Annotated in this window: 28 protein-coding genes, 2 pseudogenes and 1 riboswitch; of the genes and pseudogenes, 1 reads left to right on the top strand and 29 read right to left on the bottom strand. The window is 49.7% G+C overall.

What is annotated here, in order from left to right; genetic code table 11:
* Positions 1-5: 5 nt before the first annotated feature.
* The 20 genes and pseudogenes from EIZ37_RS26700 to EIZ37_RS07285 all read right to left on the bottom strand — a co-directional run.
* Positions 6-458, bottom strand: a pseudogene (locus EIZ37_RS26700) (NTTRR-F1 domain); the annotation flags it as partial.
* A 230-nt stretch (positions 459-688) separates the two neighbouring features.
* Entirely contained in the window at positions 689-1,108 is a 420-nt protein-coding gene (locus EIZ37_RS07375) for a hypothetical protein (protein ID WP_134683943.1), read from the bottom strand.
* 13 nt (positions 1,109-1,121) lie between these two features.
* Positions 1,122-2,111, bottom strand: coding sequence for a glycosyltransferase family 4 protein (locus EIZ37_RS07370; RefSeq protein ID WP_134683942.1), 990 nt, complete (start codon positions 2,109-2,111; stop codon positions 1,122-1,124).
* Positions 2,108-3,058 carry an NAD-dependent epimerase/dehydratase family protein gene (locus tag EIZ37_RS07365; protein ID WP_134683941.1) on the bottom strand — a complete coding sequence of 317 codons (951 nt, stop codon included), beginning with the start codon at positions 3,056-3,058 and terminating at the stop codon, positions 2,108-2,110. Before EIZ37_RS07365 ends, EIZ37_RS07370 begins: the two co-directional genes overlap by 4 nt.
* On the bottom strand, positions 3,055-4,140 hold the full coding sequence (locus EIZ37_RS07360; RefSeq protein WP_134683940.1) for a Gfo/Idh/MocA family protein: 1,086 nt from the start codon (positions 4,138-4,140) through the stop codon (positions 3,055-3,057). The genes EIZ37_RS07365 and EIZ37_RS07360 overlap by 4 nt, the downstream gene beginning before the upstream one ends.
* A 5-nt stretch (positions 4,141-4,145) precedes the next feature.
* Positions 4,146-5,249 carry a DegT/DnrJ/EryC1/StrS family aminotransferase gene (locus EIZ37_RS07355; protein ID WP_134683939.1) on the bottom strand — a complete coding sequence of 368 codons (1,104 nt, stop codon included), beginning with the start codon at positions 5,247-5,249 and terminating at the stop codon, positions 4,146-4,148.
* Positions 5,250-5,253: 4 nt separating this feature from the next.
* Positions 5,254-6,261, bottom strand: a complete 1,008-nt coding sequence (locus EIZ37_RS07350; RefSeq protein WP_134683938.1) for a CgeB family protein — start codon at positions 6,259-6,261, stop codon at positions 5,254-5,256.
* A gap of 11 nt (positions 6,262-6,272) precedes the next feature.
* Positions 6,273-7,541 carry a nucleotide sugar dehydrogenase gene (locus tag EIZ37_RS07345; protein ID WP_167568711.1) on the bottom strand — a complete coding sequence of 423 codons (1,269 nt, stop codon included), beginning with the start codon at positions 7,539-7,541 and terminating at the stop codon, positions 6,273-6,275.
* Positions 7,542-7,641: 100 nt separating this feature from the next.
* Positions 7,642-8,619 (bottom strand): glycosyltransferase family 2 protein, encoded by a 978-nt coding sequence (locus EIZ37_RS07340; RefSeq protein WP_134683936.1) that lies wholly within the window; start codon positions 8,617-8,619, stop codon positions 7,642-7,644.
* A 2-nt stretch (positions 8,620-8,621) separates the two neighbouring features.
* The gene (locus tag EIZ37_RS07335; protein WP_235827908.1) at positions 8,622-9,443 is read right to left on the bottom strand and encodes a glycosyltransferase family 2 protein; all 822 of its coding nucleotides are present in this window, start codon (positions 9,441-9,443) and stop codon (positions 8,622-8,624) included.
* Positions 9,444-9,837: 394 nt separating this feature from the next.
* Positions 9,838-10,095, bottom strand: coding sequence for a CDGSH iron-sulfur domain-containing protein (locus EIZ37_RS07330; RefSeq protein ID WP_134683934.1), 258 nt, complete (start codon positions 10,093-10,095; stop codon positions 9,838-9,840).
* An 87-nt stretch (positions 10,096-10,182) separates the two neighbouring features.
* A pseudogene (locus EIZ37_RS07325) lies at positions 10,183-11,465 on the bottom strand (acetylornithine deacetylase).
* 75 nt (positions 11,466-11,540) lie between these two features.
* Positions 11,541-12,572 carry an ABC transporter substrate-binding protein gene (locus EIZ37_RS07320; RefSeq protein WP_134683933.1) on the bottom strand — a complete coding sequence of 344 codons (1,032 nt, stop codon included), beginning with the start codon at positions 12,570-12,572 and terminating at the stop codon, positions 11,541-11,543.
* Positions 12,573-12,589: 17 nt separating this feature from the next.
* Positions 12,590-13,312, bottom strand: coding sequence for an ABC transporter permease (locus EIZ37_RS07315; RefSeq protein WP_134684107.1), 723 nt, complete (start codon positions 13,310-13,312; stop codon positions 12,590-12,592).
* A 44-nt stretch (positions 13,313-13,356) separates the two neighbouring features.
* Positions 13,357-14,136: an ABC transporter ATP-binding protein gene (locus tag EIZ37_RS07310; RefSeq protein ID WP_134683932.1), complete on the bottom strand. Its 780-nt coding sequence runs from the start codon at positions 14,134-14,136 to the stop codon at positions 13,357-13,359.
* Positions 14,133-14,801: a thiaminase II gene (gene tenA, locus EIZ37_RS07305; RefSeq protein WP_134684106.1), complete on the bottom strand. Its 669-nt coding sequence runs from the start codon at positions 14,799-14,801 to the stop codon at positions 14,133-14,135. Before tenA ends, EIZ37_RS07310 begins: the two co-directional genes overlap by 4 nt.
* A gap of 29 nt (positions 14,802-14,830) precedes the next feature.
* A complete protein-coding gene (locus tag EIZ37_RS07300; RefSeq protein ID WP_134684105.1) occupies positions 14,831-15,604 on the bottom strand; it encodes a thiazole synthase in 774 nt (257 codons plus the stop codon).
* A gap of 5 nt (positions 15,605-15,609) precedes the next feature.
* Positions 15,610-15,810: a sulfur carrier protein ThiS gene (thiS, locus tag EIZ37_RS07295; protein WP_134683931.1), complete on the bottom strand. Its 201-nt coding sequence runs from the start codon at positions 15,808-15,810 to the stop codon at positions 15,610-15,612.
* A gap of 198 nt (positions 15,811-16,008) precedes the next feature.
* Positions 16,009-16,119: riboswitch (TPP riboswitch) on the bottom strand.
* A gap of 181 nt (positions 16,120-16,300) precedes the next feature.
* Positions 16,301-16,699, bottom strand: coding sequence for a sporulation phosphorelay system protein KapB (gene kapB / locus EIZ37_RS07290; protein WP_134683930.1), 399 nt, complete (start codon positions 16,697-16,699; stop codon positions 16,301-16,303).
* Positions 16,700-16,716: 17 nt separating this feature from the next.
* Positions 16,717-17,937, bottom strand: coding sequence for an alanyl-tRNA editing protein (locus EIZ37_RS07285; RefSeq protein WP_134683929.1), 1,221 nt, complete (start codon positions 17,935-17,937; stop codon positions 16,717-16,719).
* A gap of 85 nt (positions 17,938-18,022) precedes the next feature.
* Here EIZ37_RS07285 and EIZ37_RS07280 point away from each other — a divergent pair, with 85 nt between their 5' ends.
* On the top strand, positions 18,023-18,430 hold the full coding sequence (locus EIZ37_RS07280) for a DUF2203 domain-containing protein (RefSeq protein ID WP_134683928.1): 408 nt from the start codon (positions 18,023-18,025) through the stop codon (positions 18,428-18,430).
* Positions 18,431-18,440: 10 nt separating this feature from the next.
* Here the strand turns inward: EIZ37_RS07280 and EIZ37_RS07275 are convergent, their stop codons facing one another.
* The 9 genes from EIZ37_RS07275 to EIZ37_RS07235 all read right to left on the bottom strand — a co-directional run bounded on the left by EIZ37_RS07275 (position 18,441) and on the right by EIZ37_RS07235 (position 24,155).
* Positions 18,441-18,671: a 50S ribosomal protein L7ae gene (locus tag EIZ37_RS07275; protein ID WP_134683927.1), complete on the bottom strand. Its 231-nt coding sequence runs from the start codon at positions 18,669-18,671 to the stop codon at positions 18,441-18,443.
* A gap of 98 nt (positions 18,672-18,769) precedes the next feature.
* Positions 18,770-20,053, bottom strand: a complete 1,284-nt coding sequence (locus EIZ37_RS07270; RefSeq protein ID WP_134683926.1) for a glycosyl hydrolase family 18 protein — start codon at positions 20,051-20,053, stop codon at positions 18,770-18,772.
* 65 nt (positions 20,054-20,118) lie between these two features.
* The gene (locus tag EIZ37_RS07265; RefSeq protein WP_134683925.1) at positions 20,119-20,427 is read right to left on the bottom strand and encodes a thioredoxin family protein; all 309 of its coding nucleotides are present in this window, start codon (positions 20,425-20,427) and stop codon (positions 20,119-20,121) included.
* Between the two features lie 89 nt (positions 20,428-20,516).
* Positions 20,517-21,029, bottom strand: coding sequence for an ACT domain-containing protein (locus EIZ37_RS07260; protein WP_134683924.1), 513 nt, complete (start codon positions 21,027-21,029; stop codon positions 20,517-20,519).
* Positions 21,030-21,065: 36 nt separating this feature from the next.
* Positions 21,066-21,389 carry a hypothetical protein gene (locus tag EIZ37_RS07255; protein ID WP_134683923.1) on the bottom strand — a complete coding sequence of 108 codons (324 nt, stop codon included), beginning with the start codon at positions 21,387-21,389 and terminating at the stop codon, positions 21,066-21,068.
* Positions 21,390-21,415: 26 nt separating this feature from the next.
* Entirely contained in the window at positions 21,416-22,525 is a 1,110-nt protein-coding gene (gene mnmA / locus EIZ37_RS07250) for a tRNA 2-thiouridine(34) synthase MnmA (RefSeq protein WP_134683922.1), read from the bottom strand.
* Between the two features lie 75 nt (positions 22,526-22,600).
* Complete coding sequence (locus tag EIZ37_RS07245) at positions 22,601-23,527, bottom strand: aldo/keto reductase (RefSeq protein ID WP_134683921.1); 927 nt, start codon at positions 23,525-23,527, stop codon at positions 22,601-22,603.
* Between the two features lie 152 nt (positions 23,528-23,679).
* Positions 23,680-23,895 carry a small acid-soluble spore protein Tlp gene (tlp, locus tag EIZ37_RS07240; RefSeq protein WP_134683920.1) on the bottom strand — a complete coding sequence of 72 codons (216 nt, stop codon included), beginning with the start codon at positions 23,893-23,895 and terminating at the stop codon, positions 23,680-23,682.
* A gap of 71 nt (positions 23,896-23,966) precedes the next feature.
* Positions 23,967-24,155 (bottom strand): hypothetical protein, encoded by a 189-nt coding sequence (locus EIZ37_RS07235; RefSeq protein WP_134683919.1) that lies wholly within the window; start codon positions 24,153-24,155, stop codon positions 23,967-23,969.
* Positions 24,156-24,223: the final 68 nt, after the last annotated feature.

The raw sequence follows: 24,223 nt of genomic DNA, 5'->3' as shown, positions 1-24,223 counted from the left end.
AGTGACACACTATCTACAACAAGGTCAGCACTTCCGGCCAGTGGAAGCTTATTAATAACTACCAGAGCTGTGGTTGCATTGAGAGGTGCGTTTAATGTTACTTCATGGATCTTGTTCCACGTCTGAAATGTACTAACGTCAGGAAGTCGACCTGCCGGTATGTTGATTATCGCCCCATACTGAATAAATGTTAGCGATTCATCAAAATACTGAACGGAAAGGGAGACTGGTGGACTCTGGGCCGCCCCTAGTCTGGCGAGTGCAACACGGAAGTCAAATGATTCTCCTGGCGTAATTGGTACGAATTGGAGGATGAAAGAGTTGACATCCCCTCCTTGCAAAAGTGCACTGAAGAAACCTGAATGACTGTTACTCCCGATCACGGTAGCATTGACCCCCGTCCAAGGAGGCAAACCTTGTTCAAAATTCCCATTTGTAATCAGATTTTCAAAGGACACATTTTCACCACCTTACTTTGACATCTAAGTTTCATTAGCCCCTTGAATCTCAGTCAGCTTCATGAAACCCAATCTTATAATATGTTCATCGCAGTGAATTGCTCGGACACCTGTCCTTGGATGAAAACACAAAATGGCAAGTCTTTCTTGATACGTACCGATCGCCTTTGCAGACCATGATTTTGGTTCCCATGAAAAAAGCTTCTACACACAGTAGAAGCCTTTTGGAATTAATCAGTTGTCACAATGAGGTAAGGCGGTTGATCGTAGGGAAAGATCAATCCATAGGGATCAAGCATCTGTACAACCAGTCCATGATTATCCAGGCTGGAAAAACGCCACCTATATTCGTAGGCTAATAGAGAAGTACTGCATTCATTGAGCATCGGTGTTGTATAGACAGTAGCAATCACCGGTCCCCGTGCAGGCACAAATCCAGTCGCCATTAGCGCTTCGTCCCACCCACCGGCAAGCTCCTGAACAAGGACCGGAATGGAAATGCCGAAAATGGGTACCGGTATATGCAAATCCATACTTAAGACTGTCTTGTCTGCGGGAATCGGACCTATGTTGAATGAAGCAAACATCTCATTGCCCCTTACAACGCACCGATTCGGGATAAAGTACATGTTTTTTTCCAAAGAGACCACGCTCACCCCTCCTTTATGGCTGTAAATTTTGGTAGATTTCGATCAGCTTCCCTGCGACAACGTTACTGTCATGATACTTTTCTACATATTGGCGCCCCTGTATGCCCAACTGGTACCGTAAATGAGGCTGCAGCAGGAGCCTCTTTACTTGCTCATAAATGGTATTCGGATTCGCATTGACGATCGGCAGCTCAGGGGGGAATCGAGAAACCAAATCTTCCCGAATATAAGCGACAACCGGTTTTCCCAGAGCCATGCTTTCTACGCTTAATAGACCATACGACCCGCAAAGGATTTGGTCGATGATGATATCTGCTTCCTGATAAAGCTGCCTCGCCTGTGCATGATTCATATTTTCAATCCGACGATACTGAAAATCGAATTCGTTTTTTAACTGCATCAGAGCCCTTTCCACATGCTCCGTCCCTTTAAATGCAGGGTTGGTCGGCGCATGCAGGATCAACGGCTGCGTCTTGTATACAGATGGATACTGCGGAACAAACGGAGCCAATTCAATCGCAATGGGCAGTACATGGACTTTGTCATAATACGGAGCTACATACGGTAACACTTCATGGTCCTGAACGATCGCTTCCCGAATAAAAGGGGAAATACTGGCCAATTTCTGATGCATGACCTCATTCGGAAGAGAATCCCCCGTATACACAAAGGGATTGTTCACTCGTGCCTGGTCATGAAAACGAACATCATTTCCCCAATGATGCATGATCATCTTTTTCCCTTTTGACTTGATAAGAGGAAGGTCAGCATAATTGGTCATGAGTGAGCTGGCATAGTGGAAGTGGAAGATATCGAAAAAATTGATCAGGTGATGGCTTACTCTCTCGATTTCCCAACCGGTAGTATTAATCAAATGCTCCTTGTAACCCAAGTACGTATGAAAAGTGTTGTAACCTACAGAGATATGGCCTCTTCGTTTTAGGGCGCCGCTCAGCGTACCCATCTGACCAGCAATTTCGATTACTCCATGCAGAATCCTCATTGCCTTTCTCCCCTTTTCAACCACAAAAAGGTATTCGTTAGTCCTTCTTCCAGCGTATGGCGCGGCTGCCAACCAAGGTCATTTTGTAATAATCGCGAATCCAGTGCCCGCCGATAGACCCGATCCACTGTTCGATCCGGTTCGTACTGAATCGGATGATCCGCTTTCTGTACGACCTGCAGGACAAGCTTGGCCAGATCACTAATGCTGGTTTCTATTCCTGTCCCAACGTTATACACCTTACCGACAGTATCCGTCCTGCTTCCCGCCAGCATAATCGCTTCGACACCGTCGCTGATATACGTAAAATCCCGTGTCTGATGACCCGAGCCATAGATTGTCAAAGGCTGCCCCTTTTGTGCAGCGTCAAAAAATTTCGCCACAACACCACAGTAAGGGTTCGAGACAAGCTGCCCGGGGCCATACAAATTAGACAGCCGGAGAATGGTAACCGGCAATTGGTACATATGGATGTATACCTGGCAATAATGTTCAACGGCAAACTTGCTGGCCGAGTATGGCATGGTGATCTGATAATAGGATTCGGGGGTGGGGATGATCGGGGCATTTCCATAAACGGAAGCAGTCGAGGTATACACCATCTTCTTCAAGGAAGGGCAATGTTTTTGCACTTGCTGCAGCAGGAAAAATCCGGCGTATAAATTGGTCTGAAAGTCGGCCTCCAGATTGTCCGCGGACAACACCAGATTGCGGCAGGAAAGGTGGAACACATAGTCAATGTCTGGAAGGACTTGTTGCAATAATTGTTCATTGGTAACGGTATCGTGATAAAAGACGATTTTTTCACTCTCTGGTATTGCATGGCGATTCCCAGTCGACAGATCATCGATAATGGTGATCCGGTTGGAAACGGGCAGTAGTTTCTGCACTAGCTGGGATCCGACAAAGCCGGCACCACCGGTAACGAGGACATTGCCAAAATTCATGTCAACCACCCTGTCGTTTTCATGATGTCGCTAAGCTGGGCCGTTTCAAAATGAGGCAGCGGAAGAACGACCGGACGACCGGTTACCGCTGACTGATACAGGGCAAAAATGGTTTCCAGTGCTTTGCGTCCTTCCCTCCCGTGGATCAGTACTTCCTTCGACTCTTGTTGGATTGAATCAATCAGATCTTGATACATGGTTACATGCTCATTTTTTTGTTGAGCCAACGCGGCAATGTGTTCTTCGCTTTCTGTCTGTTCCTTGTACGCCCATCGGTAAATCTGATCCATCTGCGGACCGCCAATCGAGACGGTACCATGCTCCCCAAACAACGAAAGCGAATATTCCAGATTGGAGGGATAGGTAACGGTATTGGCCTCGATCATTCCCTTCGCACCTGAAGAAAATGTCAGCAAGCCGAGCGCCACGTCCTCTGTTTCCTTTTCGATGGGGCCCTTTCGAATATCCCCATAGACCGTCGTAACATTGCCAAGAAACCATTGGAGCAAATCAACCATATGAATGCCTTGGTTCAGCAGCATGCCACCGTCTTCCCGCCAGCTTCCTCGCCATGGTGCTGCTTGGTAGTATTCAGCGGGACGATGAATTCTCATGGATACCACACCAAGGTGGATTTGCCCCAGCGCTTGATTTTCCACATATTTTTTGATCGTTTGCATGATCGGACGATATCGTAGCTGATGGCAGACCAGTACGGTACGCTTCCTCGCTGCAGCCAAGCTGATGATATCATCCGCTTCCTTCAACGATAAGGTCATCGGCTTTTCCAGGACGATATGCTTTCCTGCATAAAGCGCCGCTTTGGCAATGGTCGCATGGAGTCCCGAGGAGGCAGCGATAATCGCCACCTCAACCTCGGGATCCGCCAGCAGCAAACCATAATCCGCGTATTTTTTCATGGCGAAGGATCTGCCCGTTAGAGCGAGAAAGTGCTGCTCCGCCCGATCCATGCTTTCCGGCACAACATCGCTTAATGCAACCAGTTCAGCGTCTGCAACCGCAGCAAGCGACGACAGATGCTTTTGGGCTATGCGACCGCAGCCAATTAATCCGAAGCGCACGTGACTTACACCTCCAGACTTTTTTCGATAGCATCAATGACTTGATCCTGTTCTTCTTCCTGTAAAAATGGACTGATCGGAATGGCCAAAATCCGCTCGGAAAGTCGCTCAGCTACAGGGCAATCTCCCTGCTTTCCACCCAGAGTGGTAAACACCTTTTGCAGATGGAGAGGCTGCGGGTAATACACCGCACTTTGGATACCCTGCTTCGACAGTGCATCTTTGACCGCATCCCGATGATCCAGCTCTATGCTGAATAAGTGGTAGATATGGAACAGATCCGGCTTTTCCGGCTGGATCTGCAAGCCTCTCAGATGCTGCAGCTTTTCGCGGTAACGCGCTGCAAGTGTTCTTCTTGTTTCATTCCATTCATCAATATAAGGCAGACAAGTCAACAGGATGGCCGCATGGATCTCATCCAAACGACTGTTATATCCGATCACCTCATGAAAATACTTCTTGGTGCTTCCATGTTGGCGCAACAGGCGGATTGTGGCTGCCATCTCATCATCATTGGTCACTACGATGCCGCCATCCCCCAATGTGCCCAAATTTTTGGTTGGGAAAAAGGAGAAGCAGGCCGCATCTGCCAGGTTTCCAACCGGTTTCCCGCGATAACTGGCGCCAAATGCTTGACACGCATCCTCAATCACCAGCAAATTGTATTTCCGTGCGATTTCATTTATCCGCTCCATCTCAGCGGGCTGGCCGAAAATATGCACCGGGATGATCGCCTTCGTTTTCTCGGTAATGCTCGCTTCCAGCAGCTCAGGATCAAGATTGTAGCTTTCTGGATCAATATCGACAAATACCGGAGTGGCTCCTAATCTCGATACGGATTCAGCTGAGGCAAAAAAGGTAAAAGGTGTGGTGATCACTTCATCGCCGGATCCTATCCCTTTTGCTTGCAGCACCAAGATCAGGGCATCCGTGCCATTGGCAACGGAAATGGCATGCCTTACTCCCAAGCGTTCGGCCATTTTTTTCTCCAGTTCAGCTACTTTGGGCCCTAAAATATAGGCGCCACTATCGATTACACCAGCGATAGCGTCAAGAATTTCCTGACGCAGTGATCCGAATTGTCTTCCCAGGTCAACCAGAGGGATCATTCTTTTACGTACCTCCCCGTTTTGCTATGATCATCGGTTCGACTTGCGGCCATATCGCTGCCAACCGATGTTGATAGGTATGTTGAGCCAATATTTTTCTTCGTGCCGCCTGACCAATTTGATAGCGCAATTCCGGATGGGCCAAATAGTAGGTTACTTTTTCCAGCGTCTCTTCTGGGCTGTCACTATAGACGATTTCAACACCCTCCGTAAACAGGCTGGTGAGCGCTTCTGTCCGGCTAGCCAGCATAAAGCCGCCAACCCCCAAAATTTCAAACGTCCGTTGGGTCACTTGGTCTCTTGCATTTTGAATCCCTAAGGCGATTTTGCTTTGATGATACACCGTCACGGTATCTCGATAGGGCAGGTAGCCATGTACCCAACCCACTGGCACATCAACACCAAAATGAGCGCGGATCAGTAACTGATTTTCTATCCATCCCCAGCCCCAGATGTGTACGTTCTGATTATTTTGCACCAAGGGAATAAACAAATGCTTCAGACTTTCATACCGGTACGTCACTTGATCAAGATGGGCAGTGGCAATCATGGTCACGTCGTATGGTTCATACGCATGCGCCGGTTTTTCGTGGAAAAATCGCGGGTTGCAGGCAAAATTGAGATATTGGGTGAAAATCCCGTTAGCTGTATAAGAAGCCATGCATTCCGGATGGATGGTCCATACGCAATCTGGCTTGATCCGGTTAATAAACGGAAGCGACCACAAATGATGATGAATCTTATCTTCCGTCGCCCAGTATATATGGTAAAGATTGTATTTTCGGCAAAGGTTGGGAAGAATGTCCAAAGAAGGGGAGCGAAGCGGGATATCACAGCCTACCGTGATGAGTATATCAGGTTTGAAGTACGCGATACCCGCTTCAATCTCTGCCATATTCCATGAGCTTTGGTACACAATCCGATGGCCCATTTGCGCAAGCGTATCGCCCAAACTGTCCAGATATATGGAGCGGTGATCCAGAAAAAAGATCGTAAATCTTCTCACTTTCACCTCACCCTCCCCTATAGATGAATCACTTGCTTTCCGGGGATTCGCGGAATCACATTTCGGGTATCAATGATGCACTGGCTATGCTGCGCCACATACTCCCAATCCATGCCGGAGTGATCGACCAGGATCATCGTCAAATCAAAGGATTGAAGCGATTCCGGATCCAAAGGAAAGGTCTTTACTTCCTCAAATGGCAATTCGCCATGAAAAATAGGGTCATACACACTGACATTCATGCGACGATCCTGCAGCAGCTCGATCACCTTCAAAGAAGCAGACTCCCGGATGTCATTCACATCTTTTTTATAGGTCAAACCAATGACACCGATCTTTGCTTCCGGGAAAGGAATTTGTTTTTCCGTCAATACTTGAGTCGCTCTGTTGACGATGAAATGCGGCATCATTTCGTTGATGAGCCCTGCCTGATGAATCATCGTCAGCGGTACACCTTCTCTCATGCCGATCCAAGCCAGAAAAAACGGATCGACCGGGATGCAATGGCCTCCAATTCCTGCACTCGGATAATAGGGAGTAAATCCGACCGGTTTTGTTTTCGCCGCCTCGATGACTTCCCACAAATTCACATCCATTTTATTGGCAAGCAGATTGACTTCGTTGATAAAGGAAATGTTGATTAAACGTTGGCTGTTCTCCAGCATTTTTACAAATTCTGCAACACGCGGAGAAGAAACCGGAACTGTCTTCACAAATACGGAATTATACAGCTCTTTCAAACGTTCCAAACATGCTGGTGTCGTACCGCTGATGATCTTCGGCATTTCGGCAATTGACATGGTCTTGTTGCCCGGATCAATCCGTTCGGGTGAGTATCCCAGAAAGAAGTTGATTCCCACCTTCAATCCTTCGCTTTCAATCAGCGGTTTGACATAATCCTCTGTCGTTCCTGGATAGGTCGAGCTCTCCAACACTAGCAGCTGGCCTTCTTTTACATGTGGCTTCATTTGTTGAACTGCATGAAATATATAGGAAAGATCGGGTTCTTTATTCCGCAACGGAGTAGGCACGCATATAATGATGGCGTCAGCTTGATTGACAGCTGCATATTCCGTTGTCACGCTCAATCGACCACTGTCCATCATGGCTGCCAGATCACTGTCCTGCATGTCAGATATATAGCTTTTTTTCTGTTGGATCATGTTGACCTTGGCAGGATCGATATCAATCCCGATCACCCGATAGCCACCTGAAAGAAACAGATGTACCAATGGTAATCCGACAAAACCCAAGCCGATTACGGCAACGGTAGGATGATTTGACATTTTCACACCCTCTTCAAGAAAGTAAAGTCGAGACAATTTATCAGAGGTAAGGATTTTGACGGCCAAAGACGATTCACGCGAAATCAGGAGACACACCTGCTTATAACGATTGCGAGACAAGATCACCATTGATCATTTGTCGATTTCGAATGTTATCTGTAAATGTACCTCTTTCTCCACTTACAGCTTGAAACCATTGAATGGCTTCCACGTGATCGCCGATGATCATATCCTGCACCACATTGTTCTCGTTTGCATTGCTCTGGCGAATTTTATTGGTTGTAAACACATTGACAGTATGCACAGCTTTCATTTTCAGTCCGGCCAATCCGGCAATACATTGCGCTTTCGGTGGTACAGCAAGATGCTGGGCTCCTATTTGCTCTACGGCATTTCTGGTCATTGCATGTGGGATGGCGGTGAGCGAAGCGTATCTCAAATGTTTCTTTCCAATCGCTCGATTCAAGAACAGCTTGGCGATGCTGACAGCATCAAGCTTGGAGCTTTTTTTATAAAGCGGATTTACATTGTTTAATGCAATGTCGACCCCACGGTAGCAAGCTCTCACAAATGGCAGTAGCTGCTTGGGTGAAAAGACGATATCCCCATCCAGAAACAAAAGAACGTCTCCCGTAGCTTCCTTCGCTCCAATGGCTCTGCCTACATCATGACCAACCGGGAACGGGTAAGAGAAACAGGTGACTTTCTTCGATAAACAAATCTCCAGGGTTCGATCGGTCGATCCATTTTCCACCACGATGATTTCTTTGGGTTGAAGGAGTTGGACTTGGTCGAGGATGGGACCGATTGAATGTTGTTCATTGTAGACAGACACAATGACGGAAAGATGTTGTTTATTTCGTTGCAGGATGCTTGCAGGCAAGGTCGAGCTACTTTTCATACCCTGTCTAGGCTTCCTGGTGCCTCTGCTTCTTGCTTTTTTACGTCTTGCCGCAGAGTGCCTTACCGGGCGCTGACGACGCAGACGTTTTTTTAATTTCCTTTTTGCTCGACTCGAGGAGCTTTGTCTGAACCTGTGTTTTTTCATCGTGCGTTTCCGCTTCTTTTTTGCCGCCAACCCTAGTCACCTCCGACGGACACTGCTTCCCTTTGTTCCATCCGATATACCCAACGAAAATGATCTTTCGTATCCTGCTCCAACAGCTCCCGATGACGGGAAAAGTCAGTCTTGCCCGCCCGGCTCCCTCGCTGGGCAATCACCAGGCCAATCGCTTCAAGATGATCACCCAGTACGAGATCCATTACCCGTTCTTTTCGTCTTGGTCTTTTCCGGTTCACCCGTGCGGTGTTAATACTCACAGCCCGCGCGACTCGCAGCCCTTGCATGATCGCAGAGGCTTGCGCTTTCGGTGGAACGGCAAGCATCTGTATGCCTATCGCGGTCAACGCTTTTCGATTCATGGCATGCGGGACTGTCGTCATGGAGCTTCCTTCCAGATGCGGGCACCCCAGCACGCTGTTCAAAAAGCGTTTGGCCACTGCTGTGGAATGAATCCGTGATCCTTTTTGAAAACCGGGGTACGCATTTAAGACCAGATCATTGCCTTGCGCAACCAGATTGGTGTATTGGCGCAAGGTATGTGCACGTATGACGAAATCACCATCGATGAACAGGAGGATCTCACCCTGGGCGTAACTTGCACCGATTGCACGGCCGACATCGTGTCCCAATGAAACCGATATCTGAATCACTTTTGCCCCAGCTTTCGCTGCCAGCGCTGCAGTCTGATCCGTTGATCCGTTGCAAACAACGATGACTTCCGTCTGCGCAGCGATTTTGCGAGCTTCCCTTACAACCCTGGCAATCGTTCGGGCTTCATTGCGAGCGGGAACAATGACCGAGATTTTCACATTTTCACTTGCAACAATGGTTTCTCCCAATCTTCTCCCCTCTTTGCAATTCAATTCACAATTCTTACATAGGGTACGTCAGGAGTCGCTAGTTGGACACGGCTCTTATCATAGGGACAGAGAAGTCTGGCCACCCAAAAGAAAAAGAGCTGCGCCCATGGAGGACCAGCTCTGTCCGTGTACGATCCTTTCTAACAAAGTCATACCTAGTAGACGACAATCTAGGAAAATAGGAAAATAGACGGTGATAGGAAAATGGTCGGGTAACGCGAAAACCCCCTTCTGACGGGTCAGAGGGGGTCGCTCCATATCATTCTATGATTATTTGGGTATACTGCTGTAGATAAAAAAACCCATGGCGATCGCACATGCCAAAATCGTTGCCAGAAATGCGGCAATCACGAGCTTATTGCTTTTTCGATCATCACTCATTGCTATCACTCCCTTGCAGCTCCTTGTGACTGCCATCGCAAAAAGGAAGCTTGGACGATTTTCCGCAGCCACAGATGGAAACGGTTTTGGCCTCCGTATACTTGACAAGATAGGGACGTTTGCCAAACACTTTTCCATTATGCGAGCCATCGCAATACGGGGGATCTTGACTGAGTCCGCATCCGCAATATTCACGCAGCCCTGGCTCCTCGTGTATCACATAAGGTTTCTTTTGTTTATACATCGCCATGTTCCATCTCTCCTTGTCCACACCTTTGTATTATAGCGTGAAGGCAGGGAAATGGAAAACCGACAAATTTGTTTCAGCGCACAGTACTCAGCCTGTCTTCTCTTTTTTCGTATGACACCATTGATGGATCATGTGAATCATGACTTTCGTAAAACGCAGCAGCTGTTCAATCTCGACTTCCTCATTGACTGCATGGGCATGACGAAGCTGGCCAGGTCCGTAGATAACGGTGGGAATGCCAAAATGACCGAGCCAACCGCCATCTGTCACAGTAGGAGAAACATCCACAATGGCGGATTCCCCGGTCACGCCTGTATGCATTTCCTGCAGCAAACGGACACCGCTATGGGATGGATCCACTTCCAGAGCAGGAAAGATCTCTCCTCTGTCTTCAATCATGGAACGTCCGCCCCACGTAAACTGAGGCGGATGGTCGCGAAGCCAGACGTCCCCTTGTGCTACTGCAAGGAGATGCTCCTCGATCTCCCTGACGACCGCCTCATGCGTTTCATTCGGATAAAAATGAACGGTTATCCATAAACGGCACTCATCCGCGATAAAGGCTGGGTGCCTTCCTCCTTCGATGACCGCCGGATTGATCGTATTCGACCCGGGTGGGAGCCCCGGATACAGCTTAGTAATCGCCCATTCTCTTTCCAATTCCTGCAGTCCTTGGATCAGCTTCATCATCTTTTCGATCGCACTCGCACCGCGTAATCCGCCGCCCGCGTGAATCATATTGCGTCTTGTCGCATCATGGTGAGTCGTTGGACTTTTGATCGTGACCCAACCCGTGATCACCCCGCCTTGTCCTTGAATATGCAGATCGCTCGTATCCACGACAATGGCGAAATCAGCCGTATACCCTCGTTCACAGCATTCCAGCGTACCGGCTTCACCGACTTCTTCCCCAATCACAGATTGAAAAATGAGATCTCCCGGCAAACGGATCCCGGCTTCTGTCAACAATTGAATCGCAAAGAGCGCACAGGCCAAGCCGGCTTTCATGTCAGCTGCCCCTCTGCCAATCAGCTTATCCTCGGTGAGAATCGGTTCAAAAGGGTTAGAGATCCAGGCTTCCCCTTCTTCCACCTGAGCAACATCGATATGCCCGTTGATCAGCAAGCTTTGATACGCATCGGAATCCGTTCCTTTTCGAATCCCCACTACATTGGGATCATGAGGGTACACGTCCCAACGATCCGTCACGAATCCGTGTTTCTCCAAGAAGTGTTGAATAAAGGTTTGCGCCTGTTCGGTATTGCGGGCGGACTGGGCGTAGGAAATCGAATCAATGCAGAGGCCAGCTCCAGCAATTCGTGTTTGCGAGCATCGACGGATGCAACGATGTCGACCAGGTTCATTTTCATGGTTTCTGCCTCCTGTGTTTACCTGCTCTAAAAAAGAAGCCGACCTGGATGAATCAGATCGGCTGCGGAGTACAATCAGCGAGCTACATTTTTCATTACTTGATCCGCGGAGACATTCCCTTGGATTAATTTTTCTTTGGTCATCCAGTCAATCATCGTTTGCCAAGAATCTTTGCTTTGAGCGCCAAATGGTTCGCTGCCGGCATCCATAAGCGGGAGCAAAATATTCAGGCTCTTTGTTTCGATATCATCCTCAAGCGGAAATTCTTGCGCTTGCTTGGCCAAAAGCAGCTTCAATGCCGCTTCCTTGTTGTCTTTTACATACGCCTGGCCTTTGGTGATGGCCCGCAGGAAAGCTGCGATCGCTTTTTCCTTTTTGCCGAGCGTATCATCACTTGTGGCCAGGACTAATTCATAGTAGTCAGGAACGCCATACTGGCTAGGCTCAAAGGAGACAACGTTGACCCCATTTTTCTCCAAGATGAGCTTTTCATGATTGATGTATCCGCCTACTACCGCATCTACACGTTTCGCAGTCAATGCAGGCACAATATCAAAGCCGATATCGGTAAACGACAGTCCGCTGTCATCGCCGCCATCCGCCTTCACCACATTGCGGACGATGGATTCATCCAATGGGATGGAGGGATAACCGATTTGTTTTCCAGCCAAGTCTTTGGGGGATTTGATCCCGCTGTCCTCTCTGGCCATGATGATGTTCAATGGATGACGAACAAGCGCTCCGACCGATACGACCGGAATCCCTTCGGAACGGGCCTGAATTACCTGCGGCTGATAGCTGATGGCGATATCGACCTTTCCTGCTGCCACCATCTTTAACGGATCACCTGTATCCGAGGGCATCTGCAGGTTCACTTTCAGATTTTCTTCTTTAAAGTATCCTTGCTCCTCGGCCGCATACAGGAACGAGTGAACCGCATTTGGATACCAGTCCAGTGCAATCGTCAATTCCTCGGGTGCTGCAGCTGCTGGCGTTTCCCCGGTTGATGGGGGATTCGCTTCCGGCTGACTGCCGCAAGCGCTTAGTCCGACGAGCAGTGCCAAGCTGGTGATGGTAAGTTGGATACGTTTTTGCCAAGATTTCATGATGTCTCCTACTCCTTTTATTTTTGTATATGATCGTTTGTCTTGAAGTATCGCTTCTCCAGCAAGCTAACCAACCAGAAAAGCAGGATCCCCATCAGCGACAGCAGCACGACGGATGCAAACAAGGCCGGTGCCTGGAAGTTTCCCGATGCCCGCCGAGCAAAATAGCCGAGCCCGGCACTGGAACCCAGCCATTCACCGATGGTCGCCCCTGCCACGCTATACGTCGCGGCGACCTTCAACCCGCTGAAAAAATGCGGGAGGCTTGAAGGAATCTGCAGCTTCCAGAAGATTTGCTTCTGCGTGGCTCCCATCGTACGCAACAGATTCACCATATCGGGATCGGTATGGCGGAGCCCATCGTACAAGCTGACCACAATCGGGAAAAAGGTAAACAGCACAGTTACTGCTATTTTTCCGGACAGATCATAGCCAAACCACAAAATGAAGATCGGCGATAAGGCAATGATCGGGATCGTCTGGGAGATGACCAGATACGGATAGACAAGCCGCTCCACAATGCGGCTGAAAGTCATCGCCATCGATAAGCCGATGCCGAACAGGATCGCAAGCAGCAGACCCAGTAACGCTTCCCGAAGCGTTACCCATAAATGAATGCCGAAAAGCTGTTCACGGATGTCCCACAGCGAGCGAAACACATCGGATGGCGGCGGCAAAATAAATGCAGGGATCGAAAAGCCTCTGCAGATTCCCTCCCACATGATCAGGAACAGCGCCATCGAGCTCAGGAACCAGCGTGCCGTACCTTTCGCATTTTTCGGGTTCACGCCCGCCGCCCCCTTTCTCCTGCGGCATTTATCGCATCGGTGAGAATGTCCCAAATCTGCTCTCTGATCGCTAGAAACGCGGGATCGTAGCGCAGCCTGCCTTCGCGTGGTCTGCCCAGGGAAACCGGCACTTCCACCGCCTCTTGCACTGGCGCGGCCTTCAGTACGAGAACACGGTCTGCCAACAGAATCGCTTCTTCAATGTCGTGTGTGATCAGCAGAACCGTAATCCCGAGCTGACGCCAGAGAGACAGCAGCCATTCCTGCATCTCCATCTTTGTGATGCCATCCAACGCACTAAAAGGCTCGTCCAACAGCAGCAGCTGGCTGCCTGTCAAAGTTGCGCGAAGCAGAGACACCCGCTGCCGCATCCCCCCTGAAAGCTGCTCGGGGTAAGCATCTGCCCACCCTTCCAGCCCGAAGATCGGCAGCTGCTCCCTGACCTGCCGATAAGCGGCTTCCTGTTTCATCCCTTTTATCTCCAAAGGCAATGCCGCATTTTCCAATACCGTGCGCCAAGGCAGGAGCAAATCCTTTTGCGGCATGTACCCGACTTTCCCTAGCAGGTTGGACTCTCCATTGTCCCCCAGCATGATTTGTCCTGCATCTGGCTGGAGCAAACCGTTGGCTAGATGGAACAAGGTGCTTTTCCCCACACCACTCGGCCCAATGACGCTGACGAATTCTCCTTTATCGATTTGCAGGGAAAAATCTTTCAAGATGGAACGCTGCTGATAGGAAAAACTCACTTGTGAAAACTGAAGCATCGGACTCACGGCCAAAGTTCCTTCCGATAAGCCATATGCCAAAACTGCAGCTCCATTTTGGAAGTAATCAGGAAATGCTGCTCCATCCGAGCGAGCTCTTGCTCATTTTTTCCTTCGGCGAGCTGGTCCATCATCTCGATCAGCCATTGTGCCAATGCGCCAAACTCTGCTGAACTGTAAGTCTTCACCCAGTCGCCGTACAAAGGATGCGCAATAGCTCCATCCATCTTGGCCAGCCTTTTTCCAATCTCCCAATAGCTCCACATGCAGGGGAGCAAGGCACTCACCAATTCAGCCAAAGAGCCGGTATGCGCGACTTTCAAGGTGTAGCTCGTGTATGCCAGCATCGCGAAGGAAGGCTCGGTCTCCTCCAGCTCGGCAGCAGTAATGCCAAACCGCTCTGCATATTGCCGATGAAGCTCCATCTCCTCGTGAAGCGTCGCTTCCATCAAGGCAGCGAATTTTGCACTTGTCGGCAAATCGTATGCCTTGGTGCTGGCTACCGCGAACAACTTCGCGTAGTCAATCAAAAACAGGTAATCCTGCTTCATGTAAAATGCAAATGTATCCGGAGGCAGCGTACCATCGCCCAATCCTTGAACAAAAGGATGCCGGTAAAATTGTTCCCAAATGGGTGCTGCCTGCTCAAAAAGACGATCGGTAAAACGCCCCATTGCTGTGTTCATCCTTTCATGATGCTCCTTTATTCAATCATGCCTTCCGTCGGGCTGCTGGCAGAGGCATACCGTTTTTTCGGAATGCGGCCAGCCAGATAACCCAGACGACCTGCAATGACTCCCCACTTCATCGCTTCTGCCATTTTCACTGGGTCTTCCGCCAAAGCAACCGCCGTATTGAGCAGCACACCATCTGCGCCAAGCTCCATGGCACGGGCTGCATCAGCCGGAGAGCCGATACCTGCGTCAATAATGACAGGCACTGTCGCGTCTTCGATGATGAAACGCAGATAATGCTCATTGATGATGCCTTGTCCAGAGCCTATCGGAGATGCCCCTGGCATCACTGCATGGACACCTACCTCTTGCAGACGTTTTGCCAGAATCGGGTCATCACTCGTATAGGCAAGAACGGTGAAACCTTCTTCCACCAGCTGCTTGGATGCCTCCAGCGTACCGATCGGGTCAGGGAGCAATGTCTTCGGATCCCCGATGACTTCCACCTTGATCATGTCGCAAAGTCCGGAGGCGCGGGCAAGGCGTGCGATCCGCACCGCTTCTTCGGCAGTGTAAGCACCAGCCGTATTCGGCAGCAGCGTAAACCGCTTCAAGTCCAAGCGCTCCAGAAAATTTTCCGCATGTGGATTGTCCAAGTCTAAGCGGCGCACAGCAAACGTCAAGATCTCTGTCTCTGACACTTCCACCGCGCGACTTTGCACATCCAGGTCCGCAAACTTTCCGGTCCCTAAAAGCAATCGCGAGCCAAACTCAACATTTCCAATCTTCCAACGATCTACCATCACGATCATCCTCCCCCTACAAAATGAACAATTTCAATTCGATCACCATCAGCAAGTGGCGTCGACGCAAACAATGTACGATCAACGATGTCTCCATTTTTTTCGACCACGACAATCTTTTGCTGTAGTTGATAATGGGCCAACAGCTCTTGGACGGTATGAATCTCATTCGTATGAAGCTCCTTCCCATTCACGCGCAGCAGCATGGGCTTCCTCCTTCCAGCATTGAAAAACGCAAAAAAGCTCCTTTCCTTCCCCGGAGAATCTCCAGCAAAGAAAAGAAGCCGCATCCATCACGTGTGACGGGTTGGTTCCCATAAAAAAACCACCCGCCATCGGATGGTTGTACGTTCGTCCAATCGTATGGAACGCCGGACTTCCCATGGGAAATCAGACATTCACGACTTTCCGATAATACCTCTTCCTCCGCTGGCATGACCCAGTTCAGGTTCTACGGTTAGTAACGCGTTCGTTACAATCTCAGCCGACTATGCTCGACTCCCGTTTGGTACTATGTATAAATCTTTCGCCTCTTACACTAACACGCCAGATAGGCTTTGTAAATACATATTTTGCTCCGAAAGCCAAAAGGAAATGGCAGTCAGGAATACGATTGTCTGCAAGGAGACAAAAGGATGAACTGGCCAATAGCAACCAGCTCAATTCAACATCGCAGCTGGGTTATCCTAAGCCTAGCTAGCTTCCTTTCCGTTCAGGAAAATAATCTTTCTCCAATTGGGCATATTCGAGCAGAGCCCGCTCCGCCCACTTGATCGACTGCTTCAGTGCACGTACTTCCTGATCCAAAGCTTGCTCCAAAGAAGCCCGATACTCCGGCACCTGCCCCCGATACGCTCTCATATGCGTGAGCATCACCATCACTTTTTCCTGATAGGAAAGGGCGCGTCGTTGGTGAAAGAGTGGAACGTCCGTCTGCATTGGATTATGAAGGTCTCCTTGGTCCGGATGCTTTGCGACAGCGAGAATTTTCAGCAATGCCTTCGGTGGTGTGACCTCCAGCACTTCCGCGATATATTCACCTGTTTTATATGATGCAACGACATGATCCCCGGGGGAAAATACTGCTTGATTCATTGATTGTTCTGCTCCTTTCAAGCGGGATTGTTTTCCATCTTCACCGTCACGATTTGACGAATACGAGCGAGTAACGTTTCCATGGGCATATCGGTAGTCCCACCGCCTTGCGCCATCGCAGGCTGACCGCCTCCCTTGCCATCCATTAGGAGGAGCGCTTCCTTCAGCATCTCATTCATCGCCAAGCTCACCTCTGCTCCGCGGGCGCATACGAGTTGTGTCTTGGCACCAAGGGAAACCAGTATCACGACCACATTCGGGACGCGTACGACGATGTGTTGGGCTAGCTTCTGCATGTCCGCCATCGGACGTTCATTCAACGGAATCAGCAGTAGCTGCAGTCCGTTGATGGTTTCAGCCTGGCCGATCCACTCTTTGGCTTCCACCTCGAGCATTTTGCTTTGCAGCTCTTGCAAGCTTTTTTCCAGTTCCTTGCGCTCCGCAATCATCCGTGATACATATTCAGGCAGTTCCGCTTCAGTTTGGCTGGTCAAACGGGTAAGCTGCTGGATGATGCCTTGCTTGACACCGAGCTCGCGGACTACACGCAGTCCACACACGAAAGAAACGCGAATCTGCCCTTTGCTTCGCTCCCATCCCAGGACTTGAATCGGTCCTGCTTCGCCTGTACGAGCCGGATGCGTTCCTCCGCATGGGTTATAATCAAAATCCTCGATGATGACGATGCGGATATTGTCGGTGACGGTTGGCGGTTTGCGAAGGGGAAGGCGCGACAGCTCTTCCGGCTCCATAAATGAGGCGGTGATCGGGCGATTCTCGTAAGCCACCCGGTTGGCAAGCGCTACCGCCTCCTGAACCATCTCTTCTGTCAGCTCCTGGATATCCAGATCGATGGTGACTCGTTCTTTTCCAAGATGAAAGCTAACTGTAGCCGCTTGAAATAGCTCTTCAAAGGCAGCCGTCAGCAAATGTTGTCCCGTATGCTGCTGCATATGATCCAGGCGACGGTCCCAATCTATGGTTCCCACTACACGGCTTATCTCCGGGGACAGGGAAGAACGCAGGCGGTGATGAATCTGACCGTCCACTTCCTCCACATCCATCACCTCAATATCGTTGATCACACCTAGGTCGCAGGGTTGTCCGCCACCGGTCGGGTAAAAAGCAGTCTGGTCAAGAATGACGTACGGCGTACCATCCGCCTCATGGCCGCGTTCCAAGACTTCAGCCGTAAATTGCTTTAAGTAAGGATCTTGGTAATAAAGTCTCTCTTTCATCAATCGTTCCTGCACTTTCTCTATATTTTTTGCTCACGCCCATCACCTAATTTGCCGTATAATGTCAAACAGGAGGTGTTAGGAAATGGAAAGGAAATATTTTTCGCTAGAGGAAGCAAACCAACTCCTACCGCTGGTCCAGAGTGAATTGACTTACTTGCAAGAGCTGAAAAAACAGTTTTATCAAAAATATCACGAATTGCAAAGTGTCAAGAAACGACTGGCATATGTCGCCAAAACGGATACAGCTCTCAAGGATGAGGTATTTACCCTAGAATGTCAGCTTGATTTTATGGATATAGAAGCAAGAATGCGATTAAAAAATCTGATCGACAAGGGGATACAAGTCAAGGACATCGATATCGGCCTTGTTGACTTCCCTGCTCTTCTCAACGGTGAAGAGGTGCTGTTGTGCTGGAAGCAAGGGGAAGAACAGATTACGCATTATCACGGAGAGCAGGACGGATTTGCCGGGCGCAAGCCACTGCAATAGCCCCTCCTGCTTAGCGCGGGATAAACTGGCGAAGCTGTTCATCCCGATTGGCACGTTCTTCTGGCGCTGCCAAATCATATTTTTTCAGCAGATGAAAAAGCTCATTGAGCTTTTCCTGGGTGAGCTGTGTATTCAATGTGTCCTTTAATCCTTCAACCAACGCATTTGGCAGAAAGCTCGATTGTTCTGCCAATTTTTTTTGCACGTCTTCCTGACTGTGGTCCAGTTTGCATTCGGCCATCGGTACGAATCCTCCCAACTTTTACTATCCCTAATCATACCATCCACAGGCAAAGCAAAAAAGTCTCCCGACAGTTTGGGAGACTTTTGACCTTCCTATTACCGCTTAACAACATTAAAATTGTCCTCGATCAGCAGCCAGTTTTGCGGGAAGGCCAGCCCGAGCTTCCAATAGCTTACCCCACGCAAGCCGAGTTCCTTGACCAGATTGAATTTCGCCTGGATAGACCGTGCATCCTCGAACCAGACCGTATGCCTTCTTCCCGCATCGTCGGTATAATGGAAAAACGGTGCCTGTGCGGTATAGTCATATTGGATCGCTTCATTTTCCCTTCTCGCGATGTCTATGGCCGTTTGCGGGCTAATCGCACGTGCGGTCGTCCCGGGGCGGAATGGCAGTGTCCAGTCATAGCCGTATAGGTTTTGCCCCATCATGATTTTCGACGCGGGCATCTCAGTGATGGCGTACTCAAGCACTCGGCGCACCGGACCGATCGGGGATACCGGCATCGCGGGCCCCCCGCTGTATCCCCATTCGTACGTCATGATCACGACAAAATCCACGATCTGCCCATGGGCTCGGTAATCATGAGCGGTATACCATTCCCCGCGCTGCTCAGCGCTTGTCTTGGGAGCCAATGCGGTGGAGATCAGGTAGCCAGCCGCATGAATCCGCGCTGCCGCTCGTCGCAGGAACTGATTGTAAAGCTCCCGATCGGCTGGACGAACCCGCTCGATATCAAAATGAATGTCTCGGAAATTCAGTCTTCTTGCAGTTTCCATGATGTTATCGAGCAGCCGGTCCTGAATCGTTTCATTGCTCAAAAAGAGGTGCGCCAAATCCGTACTGAACTGGTCTTCTTCTATGTTGGTCACGACCATCATCATTGTGACACCGTTTTGACGCGCGATGGCCGGAAAATTATCCAGCATCGGCGGTCTCAGCGTCCCATCTCGGTTGATTTGAAAGCTAAAAGGGGCCAGATACGTCAAATACGGAGCCGCTTCACGGGCCGCCTGCTGCAAGGCTGGCGATACGGTTGTTCCCCGCGGTTCCACATATCCGTTGAATTCTGCGCGCCGTTTGGGTCTTGGCGGAATATAGAGCCTGAGTCCAGCCGTTAGCTGTTGCCCTGGCGTAAGACCGTTAATCCGCGCTAACTCGGCTGCACTGACACCCACTCTACGTCCGATGGAAAACAGGGTGTCTCCTGGCTGCACAAAATAATACCGTCCTACAATGGGGATCACGAGTGCTTGCCCTACGACAAGTCTTCCGGGTTCCGTCAATGCATTGGCACGGATCAAATCACTGACAGATACGTTATACGCTTGTGATATTCCGTACAAGCTTTGTCCAGCTCGGACAACATGAATCTGCATGATGCTCCTCCTCGGTTTATGTCTCTGTTACTCTTGTATTCACCGAGGGAAAATTGGGTGTCTGTCTACGACCCGGCTCTTAGAAATTGCAGCAAATGTTCAATGGAGCGCAATGCATACAGCCGATCCGTGAATACACCCTTTTCCATCCGAAGCACACAGGGAACGCTCGTGATTTGATGCTCCTGCGCAAACGCAGGAGCCCTATTCACATTCAGCTTGATCAGCCGTAAATCGGGTAAAAGCTGCTCGCTGATATGCAGCATTCTTTCCGCTACCTTGCACGTCCCGCAAAGCGGAGTGTAGAGGAAGAGGGCCACGGTAGCTTTTTGCTGCTGCAGATTCCGGATTTCGTTTTCATTCAACTCCTGCATGGCTTACCGGCTCCCTTCTCTATGTAAGCACCGCGAAAAAACAAGCTGCCCAACGAATGGACAGCTTGAGCACTGCTCGATACTAACGCTTATTTCAATGAAATAACTTTCGTAACCTGCGGCAAAGCTTGCAGCTCTTGCACCACATCAGGAGTGATGACTTCATCTGTCAAGGATACCAATAGCGCGTTCTTTCCTTTTTGCTCCCGCGATACATTCATTTTCGAGATATTGATCTTCTTTTCCGCCAATATACGCGATACATCGTAGATCACGCCCGGGTAATCCAGATGATACACGAGTACTCCGTGCGCATCAGCCACAATCCGGCACGGGCAGTAATTGATCTCACTGATAAATGCTTCCCGATAGTCCTCGGCAAAGGTATATTTGTTGCCATTGACGCGAAGTACCGCCAATTGGTTTGCATATTCCCCCGAGCTGGACTGGACAGTAATCCCTTCCCCCAGCCCTTCCACTAAGGCTTGGGCAATCAGATCCCGCTTTTCATGGGAGAGGATCGTCAGCGTCGCTCCTTGCAGACTCGATTCAAAGCGGTGAATCACACCCCCGAGCGCACGCAAATCTTTGGTCTCTGTCATAAGCTCTCACCTCCAGCTTTTCTCCGTGTACTCCCGTTATTCAAAGATCCATGCTGGCTCTTCCCGAATGATGGAGGACTGATTGAGGGCGCGATACCAAGCCGTCAGTGTTTTGCCCTCTTTTTCGTAGATGATTTTGTAGATCGTGTTTCCTTTTCCGCTGCGTTCGAACGGACTGTCCTCATAATTGACGACAATTAATTGTGTAACGGTACCGCCTTTTTTTGCAATCGCATCCTTGATTTCTTGCACTTGTGCCTGATTGCTGTTGATCGAGCCATAGTAGGCCAAAAGACCAATCAGGATCGGGATGATTACAGTGGCAAGCACCAGGATCTTTGATTTCTTTTTTGGATCCACTTGAAATTCCTCTTCCTTTTTTATCTTTACGTTGTTGCCACTAGAGTGGCGACTTTGTCAATCGTGCCGCCGCCCAGGCATACTTCCCCATCATAAAAGACGACCGCTTGACCCGGGGTTACCGCTTTTTGCGGCTGATCGAAAATCACTTCGGCACAATTGTTGTCCAGCAAACGGACGAGCACGCCTTGATCCGGCTGGCGATAGCGGAATTTTGCCGTGCAGCGGAATTCACTCGCAGGTTTTTGATCGCTGACCCAGCTTACATCTGTGGCGATCATCGAGGTGGAGTACAGGCGTTCATGGTCAGTCCCCTGTGCTACCACCAGCACGTTGCGGTCGAGTTCCTTATCTACGACAAACCAAGGTTGACCATTGCCATATCCGCCGCCGATCCCCAAACCTTGCCGTTGTCCCAACGTGTAATACATCAGTCCATCGTGGGTTCCAATCACTTGGCCGTCAACCGTTTCGATATTTCCAGGCTTGGCTGGCAAGTAATTTTTCAGGAAATCGCGGAAGTTGCGTTCACCGATGAAGCAGATGCCCGTACTATCTTTTTTCTTCGCTGTGGCGAGACCAATTCGCTCGGCGATCGCACGCACCTCTGGCTTTTGCAGGTGACCAATGGGGAACATGGTTTTGGACAGCTGCGACTGGTTCAGCTGATTAAGGAAATAGGTCTGGTCCTTATTGTGATCCACCCCGCGCAGCAGCTTGTATTCGCCATCCTCGAAAACCACGCGTGCGTAATGACCGGTCGCAATATAGTCCGCGCCAAGGTCCATCACTTTGTTGAGGAATTCCCCGAACTTAATCTCCCGGTTGCACATCACATCCGGGTTCGGCGTACGCCCCTTGCTGTATTCGTCGAGAAAATATTGAAAGACTTTCTCCATATATTCTTTTTCAAAATTAACCGTATAGTAAGGAATGCCAATCTGGTCGCAGACGCGTCTGACATCCTGGTAATCTTCCTCTGCCGTGCAATGGCCAAACTCGTCGGTGTCATCCCAGTTCTTCATAAAAATGCCGACTACATCATACCCCTGTTCTTTCAGGAGGTAGGCGGTCACGGAAGAATCGACGCCACCGGACATCCCGACTACTACCCGCGTCTCTTCTGGTCGTTTCATTTGTTGTTCCTCTTTTCTATATGAAAAATCGTGTATCACCACTTAGCTTACCATGTTTCAAGCAAAGAAGCGAACCTATTGACGGTTCAAAGCGTAAGGATGATTATCACGGACCATCTCGAGATCAGCAGCCTTTGCATTGGCTTCTACTTGGGCGACATCCTTGCAACCTGGGATCACGCATGTCACCGCAGGATGCTGCAGACACCAGGCCAATGCCCATTGCGCCATATTCACACCTTCAGGCACTTCGGTTTGCTGGATCTCGGCGACCCGCTGCAGCTTTTCCAGAGTCTGCGCCTGGTCATGACGATTCCGTACATCGTTTTCGGCAAACACGGCGCCGGGCTTGTACTTTCCGGACAAATAACCGCTAGCCAATGGCACTCTCGCCAGCACTCCGAGATTTTGACGCTGGCAGGATGGGAAAACGCCCTCATCTGGGGTTTGATCCAGCCGGTTGTACACGACCTGTATCGCACCTGCCCCTACGCGGGTCGCCGCATCCGTCTGATGAAGATTATCGTTTTTCGCAATCGAGATGCCCAGATGCCGAATCTTTCCGGCTTCGACCTGTTTTTGCAGCATCGTCCATAAATCGTCTTGATCAAACGCCTCGTTTGGCCCCGAATGAAACTGGTACAGGTCGATATAATCGGTTTGCAAAGCACGCAAGGAGTCCTCCAGCTGCTTTTGCACAGTTCCCGCCCCATAGTCATCGGTTCGATCCCGGAACCCGTGATAATGATGGCCGAATTTGGTGGCCAGAATCCATTCGCTTCGTTTTCCGCGAATCGCATTGCCAATCAGTTTCTCCGATAGATGATCCCCGTAGCATTCTGCGGTATCAATCAGATTGATCCCCAGCTCCTGACCACGCCCCAGGATTTGATCGACTTCCTGTTGGGTAAAGTCCTTTCCCCATTCCCCGCCAAATTGCCATGTACCGAGACCGATCACAGACACTTCCAATCCCGTTTTGCCCAGCTTCCGATATTTCATCGTGATCCCATCCTTTCCTTCTGTCCTACTTTCCATCATAACCCATCAAAAGGAAAACGGATATTCCCGGATCGGCGCAAAACGATGCTGATATCGGACGAAAAAAAACCTGCCCCGTAATTGGCAGGTGTGTTCCCATATCGAGCAAATGGCTACGAATGAGCTTCGTCCTTGATCTCAGAGCGGAACCCTTCAATGCTTTCTTCGCGGCGCTCGTTCTTCGCTTGCATTTCCGCTTTCTGCTCCGCAGACATCTGATCTCCGTGAGCTTTGAGGTAATCGCGAGACTCACGGATATTTTCCATTGTGTCTGCGATCATGTCCTGCAGTTTGTCCACATTGTCGGAACGGTCATCAGGTTTTGCCATTTTGTGCGCACTCCTTATCATGTCAGAATACCTTTTCAGTGTGCGCCAGGTTCACCATGTTTATGTATCGCTCAGGATTCCGTTTTGCCCATCTGGGCGTAGACAAAAAACAACAGATAGCTGAAGATTCCCAAATAGAGCAGGGCATCCCAAGCGGTCAAAGATTGCTGGGAATAAAGAACGCCTAGACACAGAGATACCGAACGAATCAGCGAATACCCAATAAAAAATTTCATGAAAAAAAAGAGCCATTGCTGCATCGTACAATTCCTCTCCTCTATTTGCCGGTCGACGGCTTATCCAATCTTATCCATCCTCTATTATACAC

The organism is Brevibacillus migulae, from assembly GCF_004521915.1.
GTDB classification, from domain to species: domain Bacteria; phylum Bacillota; class Bacilli; order Brevibacillales; family Brevibacillaceae; genus Brevibacillus_F; species Brevibacillus_F migulae.
The sequence above is the reverse complement of the archived record's forward strand: the minus strand, read 5'-3'. Positions and strand labels throughout refer to the sequence as shown.

Coding starts and splice junctions, on each gene's coding strand:
- EIZ37_RS07370 (WP_134683942.1), bottom strand. CDS start 2,111: ATGAGGATTCTGCATGGAGTAATCGAAATTGCTGGTCAGATGGGTACG.
- EIZ37_RS07365 (WP_134683941.1), bottom strand. CDS start 3,058: ATGAATTTTGGCAATGTCCTCGTTACCGGTGGTGCCGGCTTTGTCGGA.
- EIZ37_RS07355 (WP_134683939.1), bottom strand. CDS start 5,249: ATGATCCCTCTGGTTGACCTGGGAAGACAATTCGGATCACTGCGTCAG.
- EIZ37_RS07345 (WP_167568711.1), bottom strand. CDS start 7,541: ATGTCAAATCATCCTACCGTTGCCGTAATCGGCTTGGGTTTTGTCGGA.
- EIZ37_RS07330 (WP_134683934.1), bottom strand. CDS start 10,095: ATGGCGATGTATAAACAAAAGAAACCTTATGTGATACACGAGGAGCCA.
- EIZ37_RS07320 (WP_134683933.1), bottom strand. CDS start 12,572: ATGAAATCTTGGCAAAAACGTATCCAACTTACCATCACCAGCTTGGCA.
- EIZ37_RS07315 (WP_134684107.1), bottom strand. CDS start 13,312: ATGGCGCTGTTCCTGATCATGTGGGAGGGAATCTGCAGAGGCTTTTCG.
- tenA (WP_134684106.1), bottom strand. CDS start 14,801: ATGGGGCGTTTTACCGATCGTCTTTTTGAGCAGGCAGCACCCATTTGG.
- EIZ37_RS07300 (WP_134684105.1), bottom strand. CDS start 15,604: ATGGTAGATCGTTGGAAGATTGGAAATGTTGAGTTTGGCTCGCGATTG.
- thiS (WP_134683931.1), bottom strand. CDS start 15,810: ATGCTGCTGCGCGTGAATGGGAAGGAGCTTCATACGAATGAGATTCAT.
- kapB (WP_134683930.1), bottom strand. CDS start 16,699: ATGAATCAAGCAGTATTTTCCCCCGGGGATCATGTCGTTGCATCATAT.
- EIZ37_RS07285 (WP_134683929.1), bottom strand. CDS start 17,937: ATGAAAGAGAGACTTTATTACCAAGATCCTTACTTAAAGCAATTTACG.
- EIZ37_RS07280 (WP_134683928.1), top strand. CDS start 18,023: ATGGAAAGGAAATATTTTTCGCTAGAGGAAGCAAACCAACTCCTACCG.
- EIZ37_RS07275 (WP_134683927.1), bottom strand. CDS start 18,671: ATGGCCGAATGCAAACTGGACCACAGTCAGGAAGACGTGCAAAAAAAA.
- EIZ37_RS07270 (WP_134683926.1), bottom strand. CDS start 20,053: ATGCAGATTCATGTTGTCCGAGCTGGACAAAGCTTGTACGGAATATCA.
- EIZ37_RS07265 (WP_134683925.1), bottom strand. CDS start 20,427: ATGCAGGAGTTGAATGAAAACGAAATCCGGAATCTGCAGCAGCAAAAA.
- EIZ37_RS07260 (WP_134683924.1), bottom strand. CDS start 21,029: ATGACAGAGACCAAAGATTTGCGTGCGCTCGGGGGTGTGATTCACCGC.
- mnmA (WP_134683922.1), bottom strand. CDS start 22,525: ATGAAACGACCAGAAGAGACGCGGGTAGTAGTCGGGATGTCCGGTGGC.
- EIZ37_RS07245 (WP_134683921.1), bottom strand. CDS start 23,527: ATGAAATATCGGAAGCTGGGCAAAACGGGATTGGAAGTGTCTGTGATC.
- tlp (WP_134683920.1), bottom strand. CDS start 23,895: ATGGCAAAACCTGATGACCGTTCCGACAATGTGGACAAACTGCAGGAC.
- EIZ37_RS07235 (WP_134683919.1), bottom strand. CDS start 24,155: ATGCAGCAATGGCTCTTTTTTTTCATGAAATTTTTTATTGGGTATTCG.